This window comes from Streptomyces sp. MJM8645, assembly GCF_001625365.1.
Classification (GTDB): Bacteria; Actinomycetota; Actinomycetes; order Streptomycetales; family Streptomycetaceae; genus Kitasatospora.
Genome location: NZ_LJJF01000001.1, coordinates 5,551,998 through 5,569,830 on the forward strand (window position 1 = coordinate 5,551,998; position 17,833 = coordinate 5,569,830).

The 17,833-nt window shown below is 72.9% G+C and carries 16 protein-coding genes and 1 tRNA gene; 12 read left to right on the forward strand and 5 right to left on the reverse strand.

Annotation, left to right across the window (positions count from 1 at the left end; translation table 11 throughout):
• Positions 1-89 precede the first annotated feature (89 nt).
• From A6F73_RS23890 to der, 4 genes are all read left to right on the forward strand, one after another.
• Entirely contained in the window at positions 90-1,175 is a 1,086-nt protein-coding gene (locus A6F73_RS23890; protein ID WP_063349660.1) for a prephenate dehydrogenase, read from the forward strand.
• Between the two features lie 93 nt (positions 1,176-1,268).
• Positions 1,269-2,363 carry a DUF4419 domain-containing protein gene (locus tag A6F73_RS23895; protein ID WP_063349661.1) on the forward strand — a complete coding sequence of 365 codons (1,095 nt, stop codon included), beginning with the start codon at positions 1,269-1,271 and terminating at the stop codon, positions 2,361-2,363.
• 215 nt (positions 2,364-2,578) lie between these two features.
• The gene (cmk, locus tag A6F73_RS23900) at positions 2,579-3,292 is read left to right on the forward strand and encodes a (d)CMP kinase (protein WP_063349662.1); all 714 of its coding nucleotides are present in this window, start codon (positions 2,579-2,581) and stop codon (positions 3,290-3,292) included.
• 266 nt (positions 3,293-3,558) lie between these two features.
• Entirely contained in the window at positions 3,559-5,013 is a 1,455-nt protein-coding gene (gene der / locus A6F73_RS23905) for a ribosome biogenesis GTPase Der (protein WP_063349663.1), read from the forward strand.
• A gap of 136 nt (positions 5,014-5,149) precedes the next feature.
• Here der and A6F73_RS41635 read toward each other — a convergent pair whose 3' ends face one another.
• Positions 5,150-5,914, reverse strand: coding sequence for a hypothetical protein (locus tag A6F73_RS41635; protein WP_063349664.1), 765 nt, complete (start codon positions 5,912-5,914; stop codon positions 5,150-5,152).
• Between the two features lie 276 nt (positions 5,915-6,190).
• Positions 6,191-7,033, reverse strand: a complete 843-nt coding sequence (locus A6F73_RS23915; protein WP_079135943.1) for a hypothetical protein — start codon at positions 7,031-7,033, stop codon at positions 6,191-6,193.
• 595 nt (positions 7,034-7,628) lie between these two features.
• Between A6F73_RS23915 and A6F73_RS23920 the strand changes: the two genes are divergently transcribed.
• The 7 genes from A6F73_RS23920 to A6F73_RS23950 all read left to right on the forward strand — a co-directional run bounded on the left by A6F73_RS23920 (position 7,629) and on the right by A6F73_RS23950 (position 13,855).
• Complete coding sequence (locus tag A6F73_RS23920; RefSeq protein ID WP_063349666.1) at positions 7,629-8,450, forward strand: transglycosylase family protein; 822 nt, start codon at positions 7,629-7,631, stop codon at positions 8,448-8,450.
• A 332-nt stretch (positions 8,451-8,782) separates the two neighbouring features.
• Positions 8,783-9,241, forward strand: coding sequence for a transglycosylase family protein (locus A6F73_RS23925; protein WP_244293479.1), 459 nt, complete (start codon positions 8,783-8,785; stop codon positions 9,239-9,241).
• 70 nt (positions 9,242-9,311) lie between these two features.
• Positions 9,312-10,028, forward strand: a complete 717-nt coding sequence (locus tag A6F73_RS23930; RefSeq protein WP_063351472.1) for an alpha-ketoglutarate-dependent dioxygenase AlkB — start codon at positions 9,312-9,314, stop codon at positions 10,026-10,028.
• Positions 10,029-10,248: 220 nt separating this feature from the next.
• Positions 10,249-11,115 (forward strand): acyl-CoA thioesterase II, encoded by an 867-nt coding sequence (locus A6F73_RS23935; RefSeq protein ID WP_063349667.1) that lies wholly within the window; start codon positions 10,249-10,251, stop codon positions 11,113-11,115.
• A 262-nt stretch (positions 11,116-11,377) separates the two neighbouring features.
• On the forward strand, positions 11,378-12,169 hold the full coding sequence (locus tag A6F73_RS23940) for a DUF1684 domain-containing protein (RefSeq protein ID WP_063349668.1): 792 nt from the start codon (positions 11,378-11,380) through the stop codon (positions 12,167-12,169).
• Positions 12,170-12,438: 269 nt separating this feature from the next.
• Positions 12,439-13,635 (forward strand): MFS transporter, encoded by a 1,197-nt coding sequence (locus A6F73_RS23945; protein WP_063351473.1) that lies wholly within the window; start codon positions 12,439-12,441, stop codon positions 13,633-13,635.
• Positions 13,636-13,781: 146 nt separating this feature from the next.
• Positions 13,782-13,855 (forward strand) — tRNA-Pro (locus tag A6F73_RS23950).
• Here the strand turns inward: A6F73_RS23950 and A6F73_RS39510 are convergent.
• Positions 13,837-14,319 (reverse strand): hypothetical protein, encoded by a 483-nt coding sequence (locus tag A6F73_RS39510; protein ID WP_159398526.1) that lies wholly within the window; start codon positions 14,317-14,319, stop codon positions 13,837-13,839. The two genes, A6F73_RS23950 and A6F73_RS39510, sit on opposite strands and share 19 nt — an antisense overlap.
• A 347-nt stretch (positions 14,320-14,666) precedes the next feature.
• Between A6F73_RS39510 and A6F73_RS23955 the strand changes: the two genes are divergently transcribed.
• Positions 14,667-14,924, forward strand: a complete 258-nt coding sequence (locus tag A6F73_RS23955; RefSeq protein WP_063349669.1) for a DUF5302 domain-containing protein — start codon at positions 14,667-14,669, stop codon at positions 14,922-14,924.
• A 329-nt stretch (positions 14,925-15,253) separates the two neighbouring features.
• On the opposite strand, the gene A6F73_RS23960 is transcribed toward A6F73_RS23955, so the two are convergent.
• Both A6F73_RS23960 and A6F73_RS23965 read right to left on the reverse strand, forming a co-directional pair.
• Entirely contained in the window at positions 15,254-15,505 is a 252-nt protein-coding gene (locus tag A6F73_RS23960) for a hypothetical protein (RefSeq protein WP_159398527.1), read from the reverse strand.
• Between the two features lie 366 nt (positions 15,506-15,871).
• On the reverse strand, positions 15,872-17,815 hold the full coding sequence (locus A6F73_RS23965) for a hypothetical protein (RefSeq protein WP_159398528.1): 1,944 nt from the start codon (positions 17,813-17,815) through the stop codon (positions 15,872-15,874).
• Between the last annotated feature and the right edge of the window lie 18 nt (positions 17,816-17,833).

The window sequence follows — 17,833 nt, forward strand, 5'->3', positions numbered from 1 at the left end:
CGGGCAACCCGGGAGACCCAGAACACGAAGCTCAGAACGCGAAGCCCAGAACGCGAAGCCCGAGAATTCGAGAAGGAGCGCGACCCGCCATGCGCACTGCCGTCGTCGTCGGTACCGGACTGATCGGCACCTCCGCCGCGCTCGCCCTGGCCGGCCGCGGGCTGACCGTCCATCTGGAGGACGCCGACCCGGATGCCGCCCGGACCGCCGCCTCCCTCGGCGCCGGCATCACCGATCCGGCCGACGGCCCGGTCGACCTGGCGATCATCGCCGTGCCGCCCGCCCTCGTCGGCAAGGTGCTCGCCGACTGCCAGCGCCGCAACCTGGCCCGCTGGTACACCGACGTCGCCAGCGTCAAGGCCGGCCCGCGCATCGAGGTCGCCGCGCTCGGCTGCGACACCGTCCACTACATCGGCAGCCACCCGATGGCCGGCCGCGAGCGCTCCGGCCCGCTGGCCGCCCGCGCCGACCTGTTCGAGGGCCGTCCCTGGGTGCTCACCCCCACCGACGACACCGACACGGAGACCCTCAACGCCGCCCTGGAACTGGTCGCGCTCTGCGGTGCGATGCCGATCGTGATGGACGCGGCCGCGCACGACCGGGCCGTCGCCCTGGTCTCGCACGCCCCGCAGCTGGTGTCCTCGCTGGTCGCCGCCCGGCTGGAGCACGCCGACGAGACCGCCATAAGGCTCTCCGGGCAGGGCGTCCGGGACGTCACCAGGATCGCCGCCTCCAACCCCGGCATGTGGGTCGACATCCTCTCCGCCAACGCCGGTGCGGTCGCCGACATCCTGGAGGAGGTCGCCTCCGACCTCGGGGAGACCGTCACCGCGCTGCGCGCCCTGGACGCCCCCGAGGAGGGCGAGCGCCGGGCGGGCGCGGCCGGGATCGAGGCGGTCATGCGGCGCGGCAACACCGGCCAGGCCCGCATCCCCGGCAAGCACGGCGCGCCGCCCACCCGGTACGAGACTGTGGCCGTGGTGCTCGGTGACCAGCCCGGCGAGCTGGGCCGGCTGTTCGGCGAGGTCGGCGCGGCCGGGGTCAACATCGAGGACGTCATCATCGAGCACTCGACCGGCCAGCAGGTGGGCTTCGTCCAGCTGTCGGTGGCGCCGGGGGCGGTCAAGCCGCTCACGGTGGCGCTGCGGGCGAGCGGGTGGAGCGTCCGGGACTGATCGGGCTGCGGGGGCCGGTCGGCTTCCGGGACTTCGGGTGAGGGGTTCGGCCGAGGGGTTCGGGTGAGGGGTTCGGTTGAGGGGGGAGCAGGGGTGATCATCGAGTTGCCGCTGGGCGAGACCCGGCACGGGTCCTACGGCCGGCCGGTGGACCTGGGGAACGAGCGGTTCCTGCGGGCGGTGGTGGGTGGGGACTTCCGGATCCACCACCGCAGCGTCGAAGCGCTGGTCGAACTGCCCCGGCCGACGCCGCCGGACCCGGAGCCCGCCGAGCCGGAGCCGACCTGCAGCCTGCTGGTGCGGGCGGCCCACGCCGCCTTCGCGGAGCACCTGCCGCTCAGCCTGTCGCCGGACGTGCTCTGGTACGCGGTGGTGCACGAGGTGGCCGTGCACGCGCGGATGTACGCGCCGAGGTACCGGGCGCTGTTCGGCGGCGCCGAGGGGCGCCGGGAAGCGATCGTGGTCCGCGACGACACCCTGGCGGCGCCCGGGCCGGACTGGTCGCGGTCGATCCGGCTGGTGCGGGAGCCGCTGGCGGCGGCGGTCGGGGCCGAGCTGGTGGAGCTGTTCCAGCCGGCGTTCTCGACGACCACGCCCGACGACGCCTCCTGCGCGCTGGTGGCGCTGATGGACGTGGTCAGCCCCTACTACGCCTTCCGCTGGGAGACCCGCTGCGGCATCCCGCGGATCCGGCTGGAGGGCACGGCCGAGGACTGGGCGCTGCTGGTGGCGCGGGTCGCCGGGCTGGCGGAGCGCTTCGACTGGCTGGCGCCGTGGTTCGCCGAACTGCGCCCGGTGCTCGACGAGATCGCGGCGACCGCGGCGGGCGGGGCGGTCGACGACGAGTTCTGGCGCTCGCTCTTCAAGTGGCGGTCGATGTCCGGCGGCCCACGGGTGACCGGCTGGCTCACCGCCTTCCTCGCGCACACCCAGACCCCTGACGGGCCACGGCTGCGCCAGTCCTTCGGCTGGCGGGAGGCGGACGCCAACCCGTACCACCGGGACTCCTTCGCGGTGAACGACTTCCCCTCGCACGTCTCCAAGGTGCCGTTCGTCTGGGACCTCCTCGGCCGCGAGATCCCGATGGCCTTCACCGCCGGCATCCTCGGCATCGAGTGGGACGGGGAGTACCTGCGGCCCCGGCTGGGCAACGCCGTCCTGCAGGTCCTGGGCCCCGACCAGGGCTGATACCGGGCCTGGAGCCGGGGCTGAAGCCCGGGGCTGATATCGGCGCCGGTACCGGGGCTGATCCCGGGGCCGAGGGGGGCTGGCAGGGGGCTGGTACTGGGCTGATCGGGTGGCGGAGTGGGTAGGGCGGCGGTCCATTAACCTTGAGGGAGACAATCCCCTGCCGTCTGCCTCCCCAGGCCCCGGCTTTCACGCCCAGAGAGAGGTTCGGCCCCGTGGACACTGCCGACCGAGCGCACGCCCCGGTCGTCGTCGCGATCGACGGACCCTCCGGTTCGGGCAAGTCGACCGTCTCGCGGGCGGTGGCGGCCCGGCTGGGCCTGAGCTTCCTGGACACCGGCGCCATGTACCGGGCGATGACCTGGTGGATGCTGGCCAACGACGTCGACGTGGCCGACCCGGAGGCGGTGGCCGTCGCGTGCGGCAAGCCGGTGATCGTGTCGGGCACGGACGCGGACGGTCCCACCATCACGGTGGACGGCCAGGACGTCTCCGGACCGATCCGCGGCCCCGAGGTGACGGCGCAGGTCAGCGCCGTTTCCGCGGTGCCGGCGGTGCGCTCCCGGCTGGTGGAGCTGCAGCGCGGCTGCGCCGAGGTCGCCGAGCGCGGCATCGTCGCCGAGGGCCGGGACATGGGGACGGTGGTGTTCCCGAACGCCACCGTCAAGGTGTTCCTGACCGCCTCCGAGCAGGCCCGGGCCGAGCGCCGGGCGGCCGAGCTGCGCGCCAAGGGCGTCGACGAGACGACCATCACCGCGATGGCCGCCGACCTCGCCCGCCGGGACGCCGCCGACTCCTCCCGGAAGACGGCCCCGCTGGCCCAGGCCGCGGACGCCGTCCTGGTGGACACCAGCGAGCTCACCCTGGAGCAGGTGATCGACCGGATCGCCGCGCTGGTGGAGGAGCGGGCCGGGATGTCGTCGGTCTGAATGGACGGACAGGTCCGAACGAACGGACAGGTCTGGACGGCCGGGCCGGTCTGAGGACCGGATCGGCCGGAATGATCGGGTCGGCCCGACGGCCACAATGGTCCGGACGACCGGAATGGCCTGAACGACCGGAATGGCCGGAACGGCCGAATGAGCTGCGGTGCCGCCGAGGTGCCGCGGAGACAACCATCGCGCTGCCCCGAGCGGGGCAGGTACGCACGGCGCGCCCCTGGGAAGGGCCGCGCCGGGAAACGGAACAGACGAACATGACCGCAGAGCACTCCGACACCGGCCACGGTGGACTGGACGCCGCCGACTACGCCGAGTTCATGGCCATCGCCGCCGAGGAAGGCTTCGACGTCGACGGCGTGGACGGCTTCGACGGCGCCGAGCACGTACCGCTGCCGGTGCTGGCCATCGTCGGCCGCCCGAACGTCGGCAAGTCGACCCTGGTGAACCGCATCATCGGCCGCCGCGAGGCCGTCGTCGAGGACAAGCCGGGCGTCACCCGCGACCGGGTCACCTACGAGGCCAGCTGGAACGGCCGCCGCTTCAAGGTCGTCGACACCGGCGGCTGGGAGATCGACGTCCTCGGCCTCGACGCGATGGTGGCCGCGCAGGCCGAGCTCGGCATCGAGCAGGCCGACGCGGTGCTGTTCGTGGTCGACGCCACCGTCGGCGCCACCGACACCGACGAAGCCCTGATCAAGCTCATCCGCCGGGCCGGCAAGCCGACCGTGCTGTGCGCCAACAAGGTCGACGGCCCGTCCACCGAGGCCGAGGCCGCCTACCTGTGGTCGCTGGGCCTGGGCGAGCCGCACCCCGTCTCCGCGCTGCACGGCCGCGGCTCGGGCGACCTGCTCGACGCCGTCATGGACGCGCTGCCCGAGGCCCCGCCGCAGACCTTCGGCGACGCCGCCCCCGGCGGCCCGCGCCGCATCGCGCTGATCGGCCGCCCGAACGTCGGCAAGTCCAGCCTGCTGAACAAGGTCGCCGGCGAGGAGCGGGTGGTCGTCAACGAGCTGGCCGGCACCACCCGCGACCCGGTCGACGAGATGATCGAACTCGCCGGCAAGACCTGGAAGTTCGTCGACACCGCCGGCATCCGTCGCCGGGTCCACCTGACCGCCGGCGCCGACTTCTACGCCTCGCTGCGCACCTCCTCCGCGCTGGAGAAGGCCGAGGTCGCGGTCGTCCTGGTCGACGCCAGCGAGACCCTCGCCGAGCAGGACACCCGGATCATCTCGATGGCCGTCGAGGCCGGGCGCGCCGTCGTCATCGCCTACAACAAGTGGGACCAGATGGACGAGGAGCGCCGCTTCTACCTGGAGCGCGAGATCGAGCGCGACCTCGTCCAGGTGCAGTGGGCCCCCCGGGTCAACGTCTCGGCCAAGACCGGCCGGCACATGGAGAGGCTCGTCCCGGCGATCGAGACCGCGCTGGAGGGCTGGGAGACCCGCATCCCGACCGCGCGGCTGAACGCCTTCCTCGGCGAGCTGGTGGCCGCCCACCCGCACCCGATCCGCGGTGGCAAGCAGCCGCGCGTCCTGTTCGGCACCCAGGCGGGCATCCGTCCGCCGCGGTTCGTGCTGTTCGCCTCGGGCTTCCTGGAGGCCGGCTACCGGCGCTTCATCGAGCGCCGGCTGCGTGAGGAGTTCGGCTTCGTCGGGACGCCGATCTCGATCTCGGTGCGGGTCCGGGAGAAGCGCAAGCGGAAGTAGGACGTCGTGATCCACCGGCAGTAGTCGGTGGGTGCCGGCAGTAGGTGTGGGCGAGGGCCCCGTCACGGTGGTGGCGGGGCCCTCGTCGTGTGTGCGGGGTCGTGCGGGTCGTGCGGGTGGTGCGCAGGCGGGCGGTTCAGTGGTGGTCGCCGTTGCGGCCCGGGGGGAGGGAGAGCATCTGGCGGTGGCGGCCGCCGGTGGGCGCGGCGGTGGCGACGCCGGTGGCGGTGCCCATCGCCGGGGCGGGGGCCGGGGGCGGCGCGGGCATCGAGTGCGGGATCGGGCCGAGGTAGCCGGCGGCCACCCAGCCCTGGCCGTTGGTGAACTGGGGCGGCGGGGGCGGGGTGTGCTGAGGGGCGGTGGCCGCCGGGGCGGCTTGGCCGAAGCCGTCGCTGGTCGGGGCGGCGGGCTCGGAGTGGGGGTGCGGCTGAGGCTGAGGGGCGCTGTGGCCGGTGTGGCCCATCGCGCTGTGGTGGGTTTGGCCGGTGGTGCTGTGGTGGGTTTGGCCGGTGTGGCCAGTGTGGCTGGTGGCGCCGTGGCCGGAGTGGCCGGTGGCGTGCCCTGCGGAGTGGCCGTGCTGCTGGCTCGGCATGAACTGCGGCAGGCCGGGCGGCTGCCCCCCGTAGCTGTGGAAGGCCTGGTGCTGGGGCGGGTACGGGCGCGGTTCGCCGAGCACCGGGTAGCCGTCGCGGACCGCGAAGCCGGTGAACTTCAGGTCCTCCTCGCCCGAGCGGTCGCCCGGGAGCGCGCGGAACAGCCGCCGGTACTCGGAGTACAGCTCGTCGTAGATCGGCGTCGTCGAGTGCGGGTGCTCCGCGTCGTACGACGGGCGCATGCCGGGGATCGAGCGGGGGGCGGTGGTGGACCGGCCGGGGGACGCGGAGACGTCGTAGCTGTACACACAGGGGCCAACGAGTGAGGGGTCACGGGGATGCGGGGTGCCGGGGACCGGCCGGAAGGCGGCTTGTGCTGAGGGAGAGGCCGCCTTCCGGCGGGTGCTTCGGCGGGTGCGGAGCCGGGGTGCGGAGCCCGGGCGTGGAGCCCGGGTGCCGACGGGTCGGGGCGCGGTTGGGGCTGGGTGCTGAGGGGGCGGGGGCGGGCGCGCGCCTGGGTCGGGCGCGCGGCTGGGGCTGGGTGCCGACAGGGCGGGTGTCGGCGGGCCCGGGTGCCGAGGGGCTCAGGTGCCGGCGAGGGGGAGGGAGGCGGCGACCACCTGACCCAGTGCCACCGCCCGCTCCAGCGCCTGGCGGAGCAGGTCCTCGCGCGGCTGGCGGCCCACCATCCCGGCCGGGACGGCGTACATGGTGACCTCGGAGAGCTGACTCGCGGCCATCCGCCAGGCGTCGGTGACCTGGAGCGGCTGGTGCGCCTGCCACCAGCCGGTGCTGCCGCCGGCGGCAGCGGGCTGCAGGATCGCGTGCAGCTTGCCCATCGCCACCAGGACCGACCAGCCGCCCAGTTGGTCCGGGGTCTCGTCGAGGTCGGTGATGGCCTGGAAGCCGGCGTCCTGGAGCAGGTCGAGGAACTCGTCCTCGCCCGAGGTGCTGCCGGGGCGCCCGACCGGGCCGGTCGGTTCGACGACCAGCGAGGCGTGTCCGACCTTGCCGTGCAGCACCAGCCCGCAGGTGATGCCGAGGATGGCGGCCTGGCCCGGCGCGCTGGGCTGGGCGGTGGGGGCGGTCGCCGGGGTCGGCGCGGGAATGGGCACCAGCGGGTGCGCGGGCGCGGCCGGGGCGCCGGTCTGGGCCTGGCTGATGCTGCGGACGGCGCCGACCAACTGCTCCTCGGCCACCGGCACCACCTGGGACGGGATGCAGCGGGCGTGCGCGAAGGCGAGTACGGCGGTCTCCTCGCCGACGAACAGGACGGTGCTGGTGGGCTCCGCGTGGGTGTCGCCGGAGGTGCGGCAGGAGGTGCATTCGTAGCTGTCGGGTGCGCGGTCGCCGCCGAGGAGGCGGTCCGCCTCGTCGTCGCCGATCTCGGACCGGACCTCGTCGCTGACGTCGAGCATGCGCGGCACAGGTTCTCCTCTGGTGGGTGCGGTTGGCGGTCGGGGGCGGATACGGGGAGGTCGCCATGACCAACGGGCCCTTGTGTCAGGCGTCACGGGTGGTCGACGAGGCTGACGGGAATTGCCTCTGATCCGACCGCGCCGCGTGTTCTCGTGGTCGCAATGTGTCGATGTCGGTGGCAGGCCTGCCGGAATGAAACCGTGAGGTGAGTCACGCCACCGTGATGTTTGATCTACGAATCGACGGCTAAAACGGGCATTTCGGGCAGGATTGTGCGGGTACTACCGCCGGTAACCCTTGGCTGAGCTGGGCAGACCGGTGGAGTTTTGGTTTCCCCGCCGACCGGCTCGTAGCTTCATTGGCGGCGCAACGAGCGCCACCCGGGTTCACCCCCGACGCACCGCCCCTCCGGCTCCCCGCCGGATGCGGCAGGTGCCCGCCGACGCGATCGCTCGAAAAGGTCGCCGGTGAGCGGCTGGGTGGCCGGGGCGGCAAGCGGCACGTCCGACACGTGCACGGTCGCCCGACGGACGCGGCAAGTGAACGCGGCCCTCTCCAGGGCCTGGTTCCGCATGCCCGCCCGGGGCTTTCGAGAGGAACCCCATGACCTTCCGTCACGAGACCGCCGCTGCCACCACCTCCACGGCCACCAAGCGCAACCGCGTCCGGATGGCTGTCGTGGCGGGCGCCGCTGTCGCGGCCCTGCCGGTGGCCGGCCTCGTCACGGCCACCTCGGCCTCCGCCGCCTCCGTCTCCACCTGGGACTCCGTCGCCCAGTGCGAGAGCGGCGGCAACTGGGCCATCAACACCGGCAACGGTTTCTACGGCGGACTGCAGTTCACCTCCAGCACCTGGGCCGCCTTCGGCGGCACCGCCTACGCCTCGCAGGCCAACCAGGCCACCAAGGCGCAGCAGATCGCCGTCGCCGAGAAGGTCCTCGCCTCGCAGGGCCCGGGCGCCTGGCCCGTGTGCTCCGTCAAGGCCGGCCTGACCAAGGGCGGCACCCCGGCCGCCGTCGACACCTCGGCCGGCTCGACCACCGGCTCGGCTGCCGGTTCGACCGCCGCCAAGCCGACTGCCCCGGCCGCCAAGCCGGCGCAGACCCAGGCTCCGAAGGCCGCCGCTGCGCCGAAGGCCGATGCCGCGCCGAAGGCCGCTGCCCCGAAGGCCGCCGCTGCGCCGAAGGCTGACGTCGCGCCGAAGGCCGCGCCGAAGAACGACGCCGCCAAGGGCGCCAAGGGCTGGACCGGCTCGAACGACGCCAAGCCGGCCAAGGGCGACAGCTACACCGTCAAGTCCGGTGACACCCTGAGCTCGATCGCCGCCGCGCAGGGCCTGGACTGGCACGACCTGTACAAGAACAACGCCAAGGTCATCGGTGGCAACCCCGACCTGATCCTCCCGGGCCAGACCCTGAGCGTCTGAGCACCTGGGCCTCTGAGCGTCTGGGCCTCTGAGCAACTGAGTGTCTGAGCGTTTGACACCGGCTCTCCGGGGTCTGCCGCCTGATGTCGGCTGTCCGACGTCCCCGGCCTGAGGTCGGTTCAGCGGGCCTCCCGGCCCCGGCGGTGTGCTGACACCACGGCCGCTTCTCCGCTGCGCGGGGGAGCGGCCGTTGGCGTTTCCGGTGCTTCCGGTGTTCCCGGCGTTTCTGGTGTGTTCGGCGCGTTCGGAGTGTCGTTGGGGAGGGCCGTGAGGCGACCGGCCTAGGGTCGGCTGCTGTGCTGCCTCCGTGTGACGAGCGTATGTGCCGGGTCGTGCTTCGACTGGGCGTCGCCGTGGTGCTGCTGGCGGGGGCGGCGGCGATCCCCTGGGAGCGGGCCGGTGCGGCGGCCCGGGTCGCGGACGTCGTGTGGGACGGCCTCGCCGAGTGCGAGAGCGGCGGCGACTGGCAGGCCGACACCGGCAACGGCTACTACGGCGGCCTGCAGATCTGGCCGCCCACCTGGGAGGTCGCTGGCGGCTTGCGCTTCGCCGACCGGCCGGACCACGCGAGCCGCCGGGAGCAGACGACCGTCGGCGAGGAGATCCTCCGACGGCAGGGCTGGGAGGCGTGGCCGGACTGCGCGCGGGAGCTGGGGCTGATCGGCGGATCGCCGACTCCCGGTGGCGGTCCGACCTCCGGCGGCAGCCCGACCCCCGGTGGCAGCCCGACCTCCGGTAGCGGTCCGGGCTCCGGAGGTGGCCCGGGCTCCCGAGGCCGGCCGGATTCCTGAGGCCGGCCGGGCTTCGGCCGTGGCGGTGCGGGAGGATGGTGGGGTGATCCAGGGCGAACTGTTCGGTGACCTGCCCGGTGCCGTCCCGGGCGGCCGGTCGGGGTCCGCTGCCGCGCGCGGGCGCGCCGAGCCCGCCCCCGGTGCCGTCCTCCTCCCCGGCTGGCTGGACGCCGATGCCCAACTGCGCCTGGTCGCCGCCTGTCGGGAGTGGGCCCGCCCACCGGCCGGCCTGCACGCCGTGCGGATGCCCACCGGCGGGATGATGTCCGTACGAATGGTCAGCCTCGGATGGCACTGGTATCCGTACGGTTATCGGAAGGACGCGGAGGACGGCACGCCCGTCAAGCCGTTCCCGCCCGAACTCGACCGCCTCGCCCGCCGGGCCGTCGCCGACGCCTACGGGACGGACGCCCGGCAGATCGCCGGCGCCGCGTCGTACGAACCCGACATCGCGATCGTCAACCACTACCCGCACGGCGCGAAGATGGGCCTCCACCAGGACCGCGACGAGCGGACCGACGCGCCGGTGGTCTCACTCTCGCTCGGCGACGCCTGTGTGTTCCGGCTCGGGAACACCGAGACCCGGACCCGCCCGTGGACCGACCTGGAACTGCGCAGCGGCGACCTGCTGGTGTTCGGCGGCCCGGCCCGGTTCGCGTACCACGGTGTGGTGCGCACGCTGCCCGGCACGGCGGATCCGGCGCTGGGTCTGGTCGGCCGGCTCAACATCACCGTGCGGCAGTCGGGGCTGGCGGCGGGGGAGGCGGGGGAGGCGGGGGAGGCCTGAGTCCGGGTGGGCGTTCGTCCGTCCGCCTGGTGACCGCTCTTCCGCTCTTCCCCTCCTGCTCGCTTACTCGTTCGAGTGAATCGGCTCCTTCGGCCCGGTGAGCGGGAATGACCCCGGTCGCCGGAGAATTCCAGTGGGTTGGAGAATTCGATCAGGACGGGCGCCGGAGCCGGGCGGAAGACCTCCGCCGGGGCCGTGGGCCTGGAGAGGAAGCGCACGCATGGGTACCCCCGTCGACGACCTTGTCGACCTGCTCGACCTGGAGCAGATCGAACTGAACATCTTCCGCGGGCGCAGCCCCGAGGAGGCGCTGCAGCGGACGTTCGGCGGCCAGGTCGCCGGGCAGGCGCTGGTCGCGGCCGGGCGCACGGTGGACGGCGACCGCCCGGTCCACTCGCTGCACGCCTACTTCCTGCGCCCCGGGGTGCCCGGCGTGCCGATCGTCTACCAGGTCGACCGGATCCGCGACGGCCGTTCCTTCACCACGCGCCGGGTGCTCGCCATCCAGGGCGGCCGGTCGATCTTCGCCCTCACCGCCGACTTCCACCGCCCCGAAGAGGGCGGCATCGAGCACCAGCACCCCATACCGGACGTCCCCGCGCCCGAGGACCTGCCCAGCGCGCTGGAGGAGGTCGGTTCCCGGCTCGGCGAACTCCCCCCGTTCATCAGCCGCCGCCAGCCCTTCGACATCCGCTACGTCGACCGGCTGCGCTGGACGAAGGAGGAGCTGGCCGGGGTCGAGGCGCGCAGCGGAGTCTGGCTGCGGACGGACGGCCCGCTGCCGGACGACCCGCTGATCCACGTCTGTGCCCTCACCTACGCCAGCGACATGACGCTGCTCGACGCCGTCCGCGCCCCCGTCGAGCCGCTCTGGGGCACCCGGCACTTCGACATGGCCTCGCTCGACCACGCGATGTGGTTCCACCGCCCGTTCCGTACGGACGACTGGCTGCTGTACCAGCAGGAGTCCCCGATCGCCCACGGCGGGCGCGGCCTCGCGCGCGGGCAGATCTTCGACCGGAGCGGGCGGCTGGTGGTGTCGGTGGTGCAGGAGGGGCTGTTCCGGCCGTTGGGCGCCGGCAGCTGACGGGGTGGGCGAGTGGGCGAGTGGGCGCGTCGGGTGCTGGGTGCCGGCGGCCGGGTGTCGGCCGAGCGGGCCGGCCTTCGTCCCGGCGGGCGTCGTGTCCGTGGTGTTGCCGTCGTGACGCCGTGTTGCCGTCCTGTGGCCGCCCTGTGGCGGTTCCGGCAGGCGGGAATGATCCGTCCGGGTGCGCGGCGTTGTGGTGGGTGACCGAGGTGGACGGCCCGAACAGCGGGCCGCCCGAGGACCGCAGTGGGAGGGTGTACCGATGACGGCTACGGCCGCGGAGGACTGGAAGCGCTGGAGCGATGGCCGGGCGGCGTCGGTGAGCTCGCCACACGGCCAGCTCGCACTCACCGGCACGCACTGGTTGGAGCCCGGACCCGTCGAGATCGTCGGCCTGCCCGGGCACTGGTGGGCCGACGCCGAGGGCGTCCGGGTCCGGGCGACGGCCGCGGACGGCATCACCGTCGGCGGCGCCGACGGGCCGGTCGACGGCGAGGCGCTGCTCCGTCCCGACACCGATCCGGCCGCCGACACCGCCACCCTCGGCGACGTCCTGCTCGTCCCGATCGAGCGCGAGGGCGAGCTCGCCCTGCGGGTCTTCGATCCGGCCGCGCCGCGCCGGACGGCCTTCGCGGGCATCTCCGCCTACCCGTACTCGCCGGAGTGGGCCGTCCCCGCCGTATTCACCCCGTTCGAGGAGGACGGCGCCCAGTCCGTGCTCGTCCCCAATGCGGACGGCAAGGAGCGTCCGCTCGCCGTCACCGGGCAGATCGCCTTCACCGTCGCCGGCGAGCACCGCGAGCTGACCGTCAGCCGCTCCGGCGACCGCCTCACCGGCGTCATCGCGGACGCGACCAGCGGCATCGGCACCTACCGCTTCCGCTTCATCACCCTCCCCGCCCCGGACGCGGACGGCCGCACCGTCCTCGACCTCAACCGGGCCTACCTGCCGCCGTGCGCCTTCGCCGACCACTTCATCTGCCCGTTCCCGCTGCCGGGCAACCGGCTCGACTTCGCGGTGGAGGCAGGGGAGAAGCAGGTCCTGACCAGGTAGGACGGGCCGCTGTCCGGCCCCGGTGCGGGGAGCGGGGAGGCCGGGGCGGACCATGGAGGGTTGTGTCGACCAATCATCCTGCCAATCCCGCCCCGGCGTCCGATCCCGCCCCGACGCCTGCCCCTGCCTCGGCGCCTGCCCCTGTCCCGACGTCCGATGCCGCCCCTGCCGCTGCTCCGGCGGAGGAGCCGCCCTCCGACGTCTCCGCTCCGTCGGCCGGAACCGAGACCCTCCCCTGGTACCGGCGGGCCTTCGCCGACCTCAGCCCACTGCGCGACCACCCCGACTACCGCCGGGTCTGGTTCGGGCAGGCGGTCTCCTCCATAGGCCAGCAGATGACGGCCGTCGCCGTCTCCGTCCAGGTCTACGACGAGACCGGCTCCGCCTTCGCGACCGGCCTGGTCGGCCTCTTCTCCTTCTTCCCGATCGTCGCCTTCGGCCTGTACGGCGGCGCGATCGCCGACACCGTCGACCGGCGCAAGCTCGGCCTGATCGGTTCGGCCGGGCTCGCCGTCGTCTCCGCCGTCCTCGCCGTGCAGGCACTGGCGGGCCTCGGCCAGGTCGCCGTCCTCTACGCCGCCGTCGCCGCCCAGGCCGGCTTCTTCGCCCTCAGCTCGCCCGCCCGCTCCGCGATGATCCCCCGGCTGGTCCCCAGCCACCAGCTCCCCGCGGCGAACGCGCTGAACACCGTCAGCATGAACCTCGGCCTCACCGTCGGACCCATGCTCGGCGGCGTCCTCATCGGCGCCTACGGCACCCAAGCCGCCTACCTGGTCGACACCGTCGCCTTCGCCGGCACCCTCTACGCGATGTGGCGCCTGCCCGCCATGCGCCCGCTCGGCGACCGCAAGGGCCGCGCCTCCGTCCTCGACGGCCTCCGCTTCCTGCGCGAGCAGCCCAACCTGCGCACCAGCTTCCTCGCCGACCTGGCCGCGATGATCTTCGGCATGCCGCGCGCCCTCTTCCCCGCCATCGCGGTCACCTTCTACGGCGGCGACGCCCGCACCGTCGGCCTCCTCGTCGCCGCCCCCGCCGTCGGCGCCCTCACCGGCGCCCTCTTCTCCGGCTGGGTCGGCCGCATCCACCGCCAGGGCGTCGCCGTCCTCGTCGCCGTCGCCGCCTGGGGCCTCGCCATCGCAGCCTTCGGCGCGCTCCACAACCTCTGGCTCGGCCTCCTCCTGCTCGCGGTCGCCGGCTGCGCCGACACCGTCAGCATGATCTTCCGCAACACGATGATGCAGGTCGCCGCCCCCGACGAGATGCGCGGACGCCTCCAGGGCATCTTCATCGTCGTCGTCGCCGGCGGCCCCCGCCTCGGCGACTTCGAGTCCGGCGCCGTCGCCGCCCTCACCAACCCCGCCACCTCCGTGATCACCGGCGGCCTCGCCTGCGTCGCCGCCGTCGTCCTCCTCGCCGCCCGCCGCCCCGCCTTCCTCACCTACGACGCCCGCCACCCCACCCCCTGACCCGCCCCTGACCCACCCACCCTCAACCCGGCAGCGAGCACCCCTCCACGTGCTGTATTGTTTTCCACGTCGCCGGGACAATCGGAGACAAGGTCGAGAAGCCCACAGCAGAGCCCCCCAGGCCCCGCTACTGGGCACCGAGACCGCGGGACGTGGCGCAGCTTGGTAGCGCACTTGACTGGGGGTCAAGGGGTCGCAGGTTCAAATCCTGTCGTCCCGACTGTGAAGTCGGTTGTGAGAGCCGGTACTTGGGAAACCGAGTGCCGGCTCTTTCTGTTTTTGCGTCAGCTGGTGGTCGCACGGTGGTCGCCGGGCCACATCGGCCAGGGCGCGGACGGTTCTTCTGTTCGCGCCTGCTGGTATGCGGGCAGTTGCGGGCGCGGGCGCGGGCGCCAGGGGCCGCTGGGCGCGGCAGACGGGGTGTCCGAGGACGGTGTGGTCGGCGTAGATGTTCGCGGTCGTCGACAGAGTGCGGTGGCGCAGGGTCTTGGAGATCACGGGCAGGGGCACGCCCGCGGCCAGGGCGAAACTGGCGGAGAGGTGGTGCAGGTCGTGCAGGGCGATCGCCTCGCCTTTGCGGATGCCGGTGCCGATCATGAGGTTGGCGAGGTCGGCGTAGAGAGGGTCGGAGCCCCCGCTCCGACCGGCCTCGACCGGCCCCAGCGTCGACACCAGCAGTTCCACCGTGCGACGCTGCGGCCGCTCCCGGCGGCCCCGCTCCGGATGCCTGATGGACCTGGCGGCCAACCCGGCTACCTCGGCCGGCTCAGTGCAGCGGCCTGGCGAAACCCAGTAGAGGCTCACCGAATGCCCTCACTCGACCACCCCCGCAGCGCACTACCCCCGCTATTTCTACTTGCGGGTAACCCGTCAGGATCCTGCCGGAGAGATTCGGCCGGGTTCTGAGGACCGGGCGGGCGCGCAGGTTCTGTCCGTACAGGATCGGTACCACCCGCAGATGGGAAGCTTGGGCATGACATGGTGTGTGTGAAGTCATCAACCGCCACCATCCCTCAAGGAAGAGGTTCTGCATGAGCAGCGACGTGGAGTCATCTGAGAACCCCAAGAGCGCCGAGAGTGCCGAGAGCCCGGAGGTCACGGGGGCTGCCGAGGCTCCCGCGCCCGCCGCCCAGGACGACGTCAAGGCCCGGTTCCTCGCCGCTCTGGAGCGCAAGCGCGGCGCCAAGTCCGATAGCGCGGCCGGCGGCCCGAATGGCGACTCGAAGATCCACGGCGCCCACGGCGCGGTGGGCGGCAAGCGCAACTTCCGCCGCAAGAGCGGTGGTTGATCAGCCCGGTTGACGCCGGGGGCCGCCAGGCCTGGTCCTGACCGGGCGGCCGTAGCTGTACGCGACAGGCAAGGTCTTCGTTCGAGTGTGTCGGGTGCGGGGCCTTGCCTGCCGGGGATCGGCAGGGTGCCTGGAGAAGGCGGCGCCGGGTGCCGGCCTCGGAGCCCGTCCCGCCGAGCACCGCCGCCCGTGACAGTGGGGCCGACTGAGCGTGACTCTGTCGGGGATCTTGGCCGCTGCCGTGTCAGCTCTGTGCACATGATGCAACCAGTCGACGAGCAGACGCAGTCAAACGACCTGTCCGTTCACTCCGAGGGGTTCGGCCACTGCTACACCACATCGCTGCGCTGCCGGCCACCACGGCGTCCGTGAACCTCACCTCCCCACCTGGAGGGCGTCATGACTCCGGGGAAGGGGCTGATCCAGGTGCGGCTGGCCTCGGTCTTGGGCCCGCCGGGATGGAGCCGCCCGTTGTTGACGGCGGCGAGGGTCCAGCGGACGTAGAGCCTGCGGTCCATGAGGTGGACGTCGGACCAGTGGAGGGCGAGGATCTCACCGCGGTGCATGCCGGTGCCGAGCATCACCTCGAACAGGTCGGTTAGCTGATCGGCGTACTGTTCGGCGCCGTGGCGCAGGAAGGTGGCGGCCTGTTCGGGGGTCCAGCAGGTGCGCTCGGCGGCGCGGGGCCGGGCGGGGGCGGAGCGCTTGGCGGGGTTGTAGCGCAGTCCGCCTCCGACGCCACGAGGCCGGTGCCGCCCGGTAGTCGCCGCGGCCGGACGGCACCGGCCTCGTTGATGCTGCTTCCAGTGCTGTGCCCAGGATGGGAACGCTTGCTGACCCGAGCCGAAGTGTGGCCGACGCCTCCGCCATGGAAGGAGGGCGACCTGGACGGGGGCGGCGTCTTCGCGGCCGAGTAGGAAGGGCCGCCCCGGGGCGGCCCGGAGCTGTCACCTGGAGGTCGGCGGCTTCGGCCACGTTGTTCCGTCTGCGGCGGCCGTGAGGATGTCTCCGAGGCGGAGCCAGGCGTTGGGGCCGGAGTTGCCGATCGGGCTGTCGGCGAATCGCTGCCAGGCCTGGTGGTCGTCTCCGAGCGCTGCTTCCACCAGGGCGATCACTGTGGGATGGGTGCTGTTGTAGTGGTGCCCGCGTGCTTTGAGTGCCGTCCAGGCGGGCAGGGCGAGGATGGTCTCGCTGGGGCAGTCGGGTAGGGCGAGGATCTCCCGGGCCCATGCTTCGCGGTTGCTGGGGTTGCCGCCAAGCCTGTGGCGGAGCTCGCGGGTGAGCGTGTGGACGGCGCGCTGCGGATCGGAGTGGCGGGTGAGGACCGAGGTGAATGCCGGTTCGCTGCGGTGGCCGTGCCAGGCGAAGGACAGCAGTGCCTTCTCCACGAGTGCGTCGTCGCCGACGTGCCGGTCGAGGTACGCGTCGAGCACCACTGCGGTGACGGCGGACAGGCTCCGCACCGTCACCTCTTCGGGATCGCCGAGGGCCCCGCGACGGGTCGCGGGCGGCTGCGGGGCGGGGTCGGCGACGATCCGCGTGATCGCGTCCAGGAGTTCGTCGAACTGTCGCCGGTCGTCCTGGGACTTGTAGTCGTACGACTGGAGGCCGGACCGGCCGCGGCGGGCGTCGCGGATCACCAGTCGGACGGTCGCTTCGACGGCGGGCGTGAGTTCGGGCAGGTGGACCAGCATGGCGTGGATCCAGCGCAGGTCGGCCGCCCTGCTGATTCCGTAGAGGTCCTTCGGCTTCCACGTTCGGAGGGCTTGCACGGCCGTTTCGGCGAAGTGTCGGCCCAGGTCGGCGAGTTCGTCCGCATGGCTCTGCCAGGCGTGGGGATCGCCGTAGGCGGGCTTGGCCTCGGCGGGGTTCAGGACGAGGCGCCACCGTCCGTCGGCCGCATGGCTCACCCAGGAGACGGCGGAATCGGTGCCCCAGTCGGTGTCGAAGCCGTCGTCCCGTAGGTGCAGGAACTCGATGTCCCTTCGATCGGTCTCGTCCAGGGCGGAGAGCTCGGCGGCGAAGTGCTGCCGGGCCTCCTCCTTCGAGGAACCCTCCTGGAGGAAGCCGCAGATCCGGGTCGTGAGCATGGCGGCGCCGAACCTGAAGAGGTCATCCAGCGCGATCTGCCTAAGGAGTTTCGGCTCGACCGTCCACGGCACGCTGCCGAGCAGTTGGTCGCGGATGACCCGGTTCGCCGTGGTGCCGGCGGTCCTGTCGATGAGCTGGGAGTGTCGGTCGGAGTGCCGTTCGAGTACGGCCGACCACATGCGGCCCCACGCGTCGAACGCTGCCCTGATCCGGTCGGACCAGGCGCCGGAATCCTCGTCCTCCAGACGCGTGCGGTCGAGGCCGTCGGGCAGGAGAGCGACAGCGGCTTCGAACACGGCGTCGTGGAGGCGTCCCGTACGCAGAACCACCTGTGCGGACGTTGGCTCCTTGAGCAGTTCGGGTGTCATGTGCGGTGGCTGCGGCACTCGCCTGCGCAGTTCGTCGGCGACGGCCGCGCAGAGGTCGGCCGGCCGGTCGGCGGTGCCGAGGGAGCCGAGCCGGCGGTCGGAGCAGCGGTGCAAGGCGTCGGCCCGCAGGGCCGGGTCGCAGTCGGGGTGGATGAGCGCGAGGACCACCAGCGAGGTCGACCCGGTCAGGTACTCGTATTCGCTTTCGGTCTGCCGTAGCCCGTTCGTCACCGCGGCCTCCAGCAGCCAGGCGGGTGCCGAATCCCGGTAGGGCTTGTCGAGCAGCGCGGCGAGGAGTGGTCCGCCCTGCTGACTGTCGGCGACGGCACGGGCCTGTTCGGCTGCCATCCGGGCCGCGGCGGACCCGGCATCGGCACCGGCCGCGACAGTGGCCAGGAACTCCACAGGCAGCCGGGTTTCGTCAGTGGCCATTCCTTGCTTCCCTCTCCC

Bases quoted from the DNA above. Each gene is read 5' to 3' on its own strand.
- A6F73_RS23890 (WP_063349660.1), top strand. From the start codon at position 90: ATGCGCACTGCCGTCGTCGTCGGTACCGGACTGATCGGCACCTCCGCC.
- der (WP_063349663.1), top strand. From the start codon at position 3,559: ATGACCGCAGAGCACTCCGACACCGGCCACGGTGGACTGGACGCCGCC.
- A6F73_RS23920 (WP_063349666.1), top strand. From the start codon at position 7,629: ATGACCTTCCGTCACGAGACCGCCGCTGCCACCACCTCCACGGCCACC.
- A6F73_RS23935 (WP_063349667.1), top strand. From the start codon at position 10,249: ATGGGTACCCCCGTCGACGACCTTGTCGACCTGCTCGACCTGGAGCAG.
- A6F73_RS23940 (WP_063349668.1), top strand. From the start codon at position 11,378: ATGACGGCTACGGCCGCGGAGGACTGGAAGCGCTGGAGCGATGGCCGG.
- A6F73_RS23955 (WP_063349669.1), top strand. From the start codon at position 14,667: ATGAGCAGCGACGTGGAGTCATCTGAGAACCCCAAGAGCGCCGAGAGT.
- A6F73_RS23960 (WP_159398527.1), bottom strand. From the start codon at position 15,505: ATGCTCGGCACCGGCATGCACCGCGGTGAGATCCTCGCCCTCCACTGG.
- A6F73_RS23965 (WP_159398528.1), bottom strand. From the start codon at position 17,815: ATGGCCACTGACGAAACCCGGCTGCCTGTGGAGTTCCTGGCCACTGTC.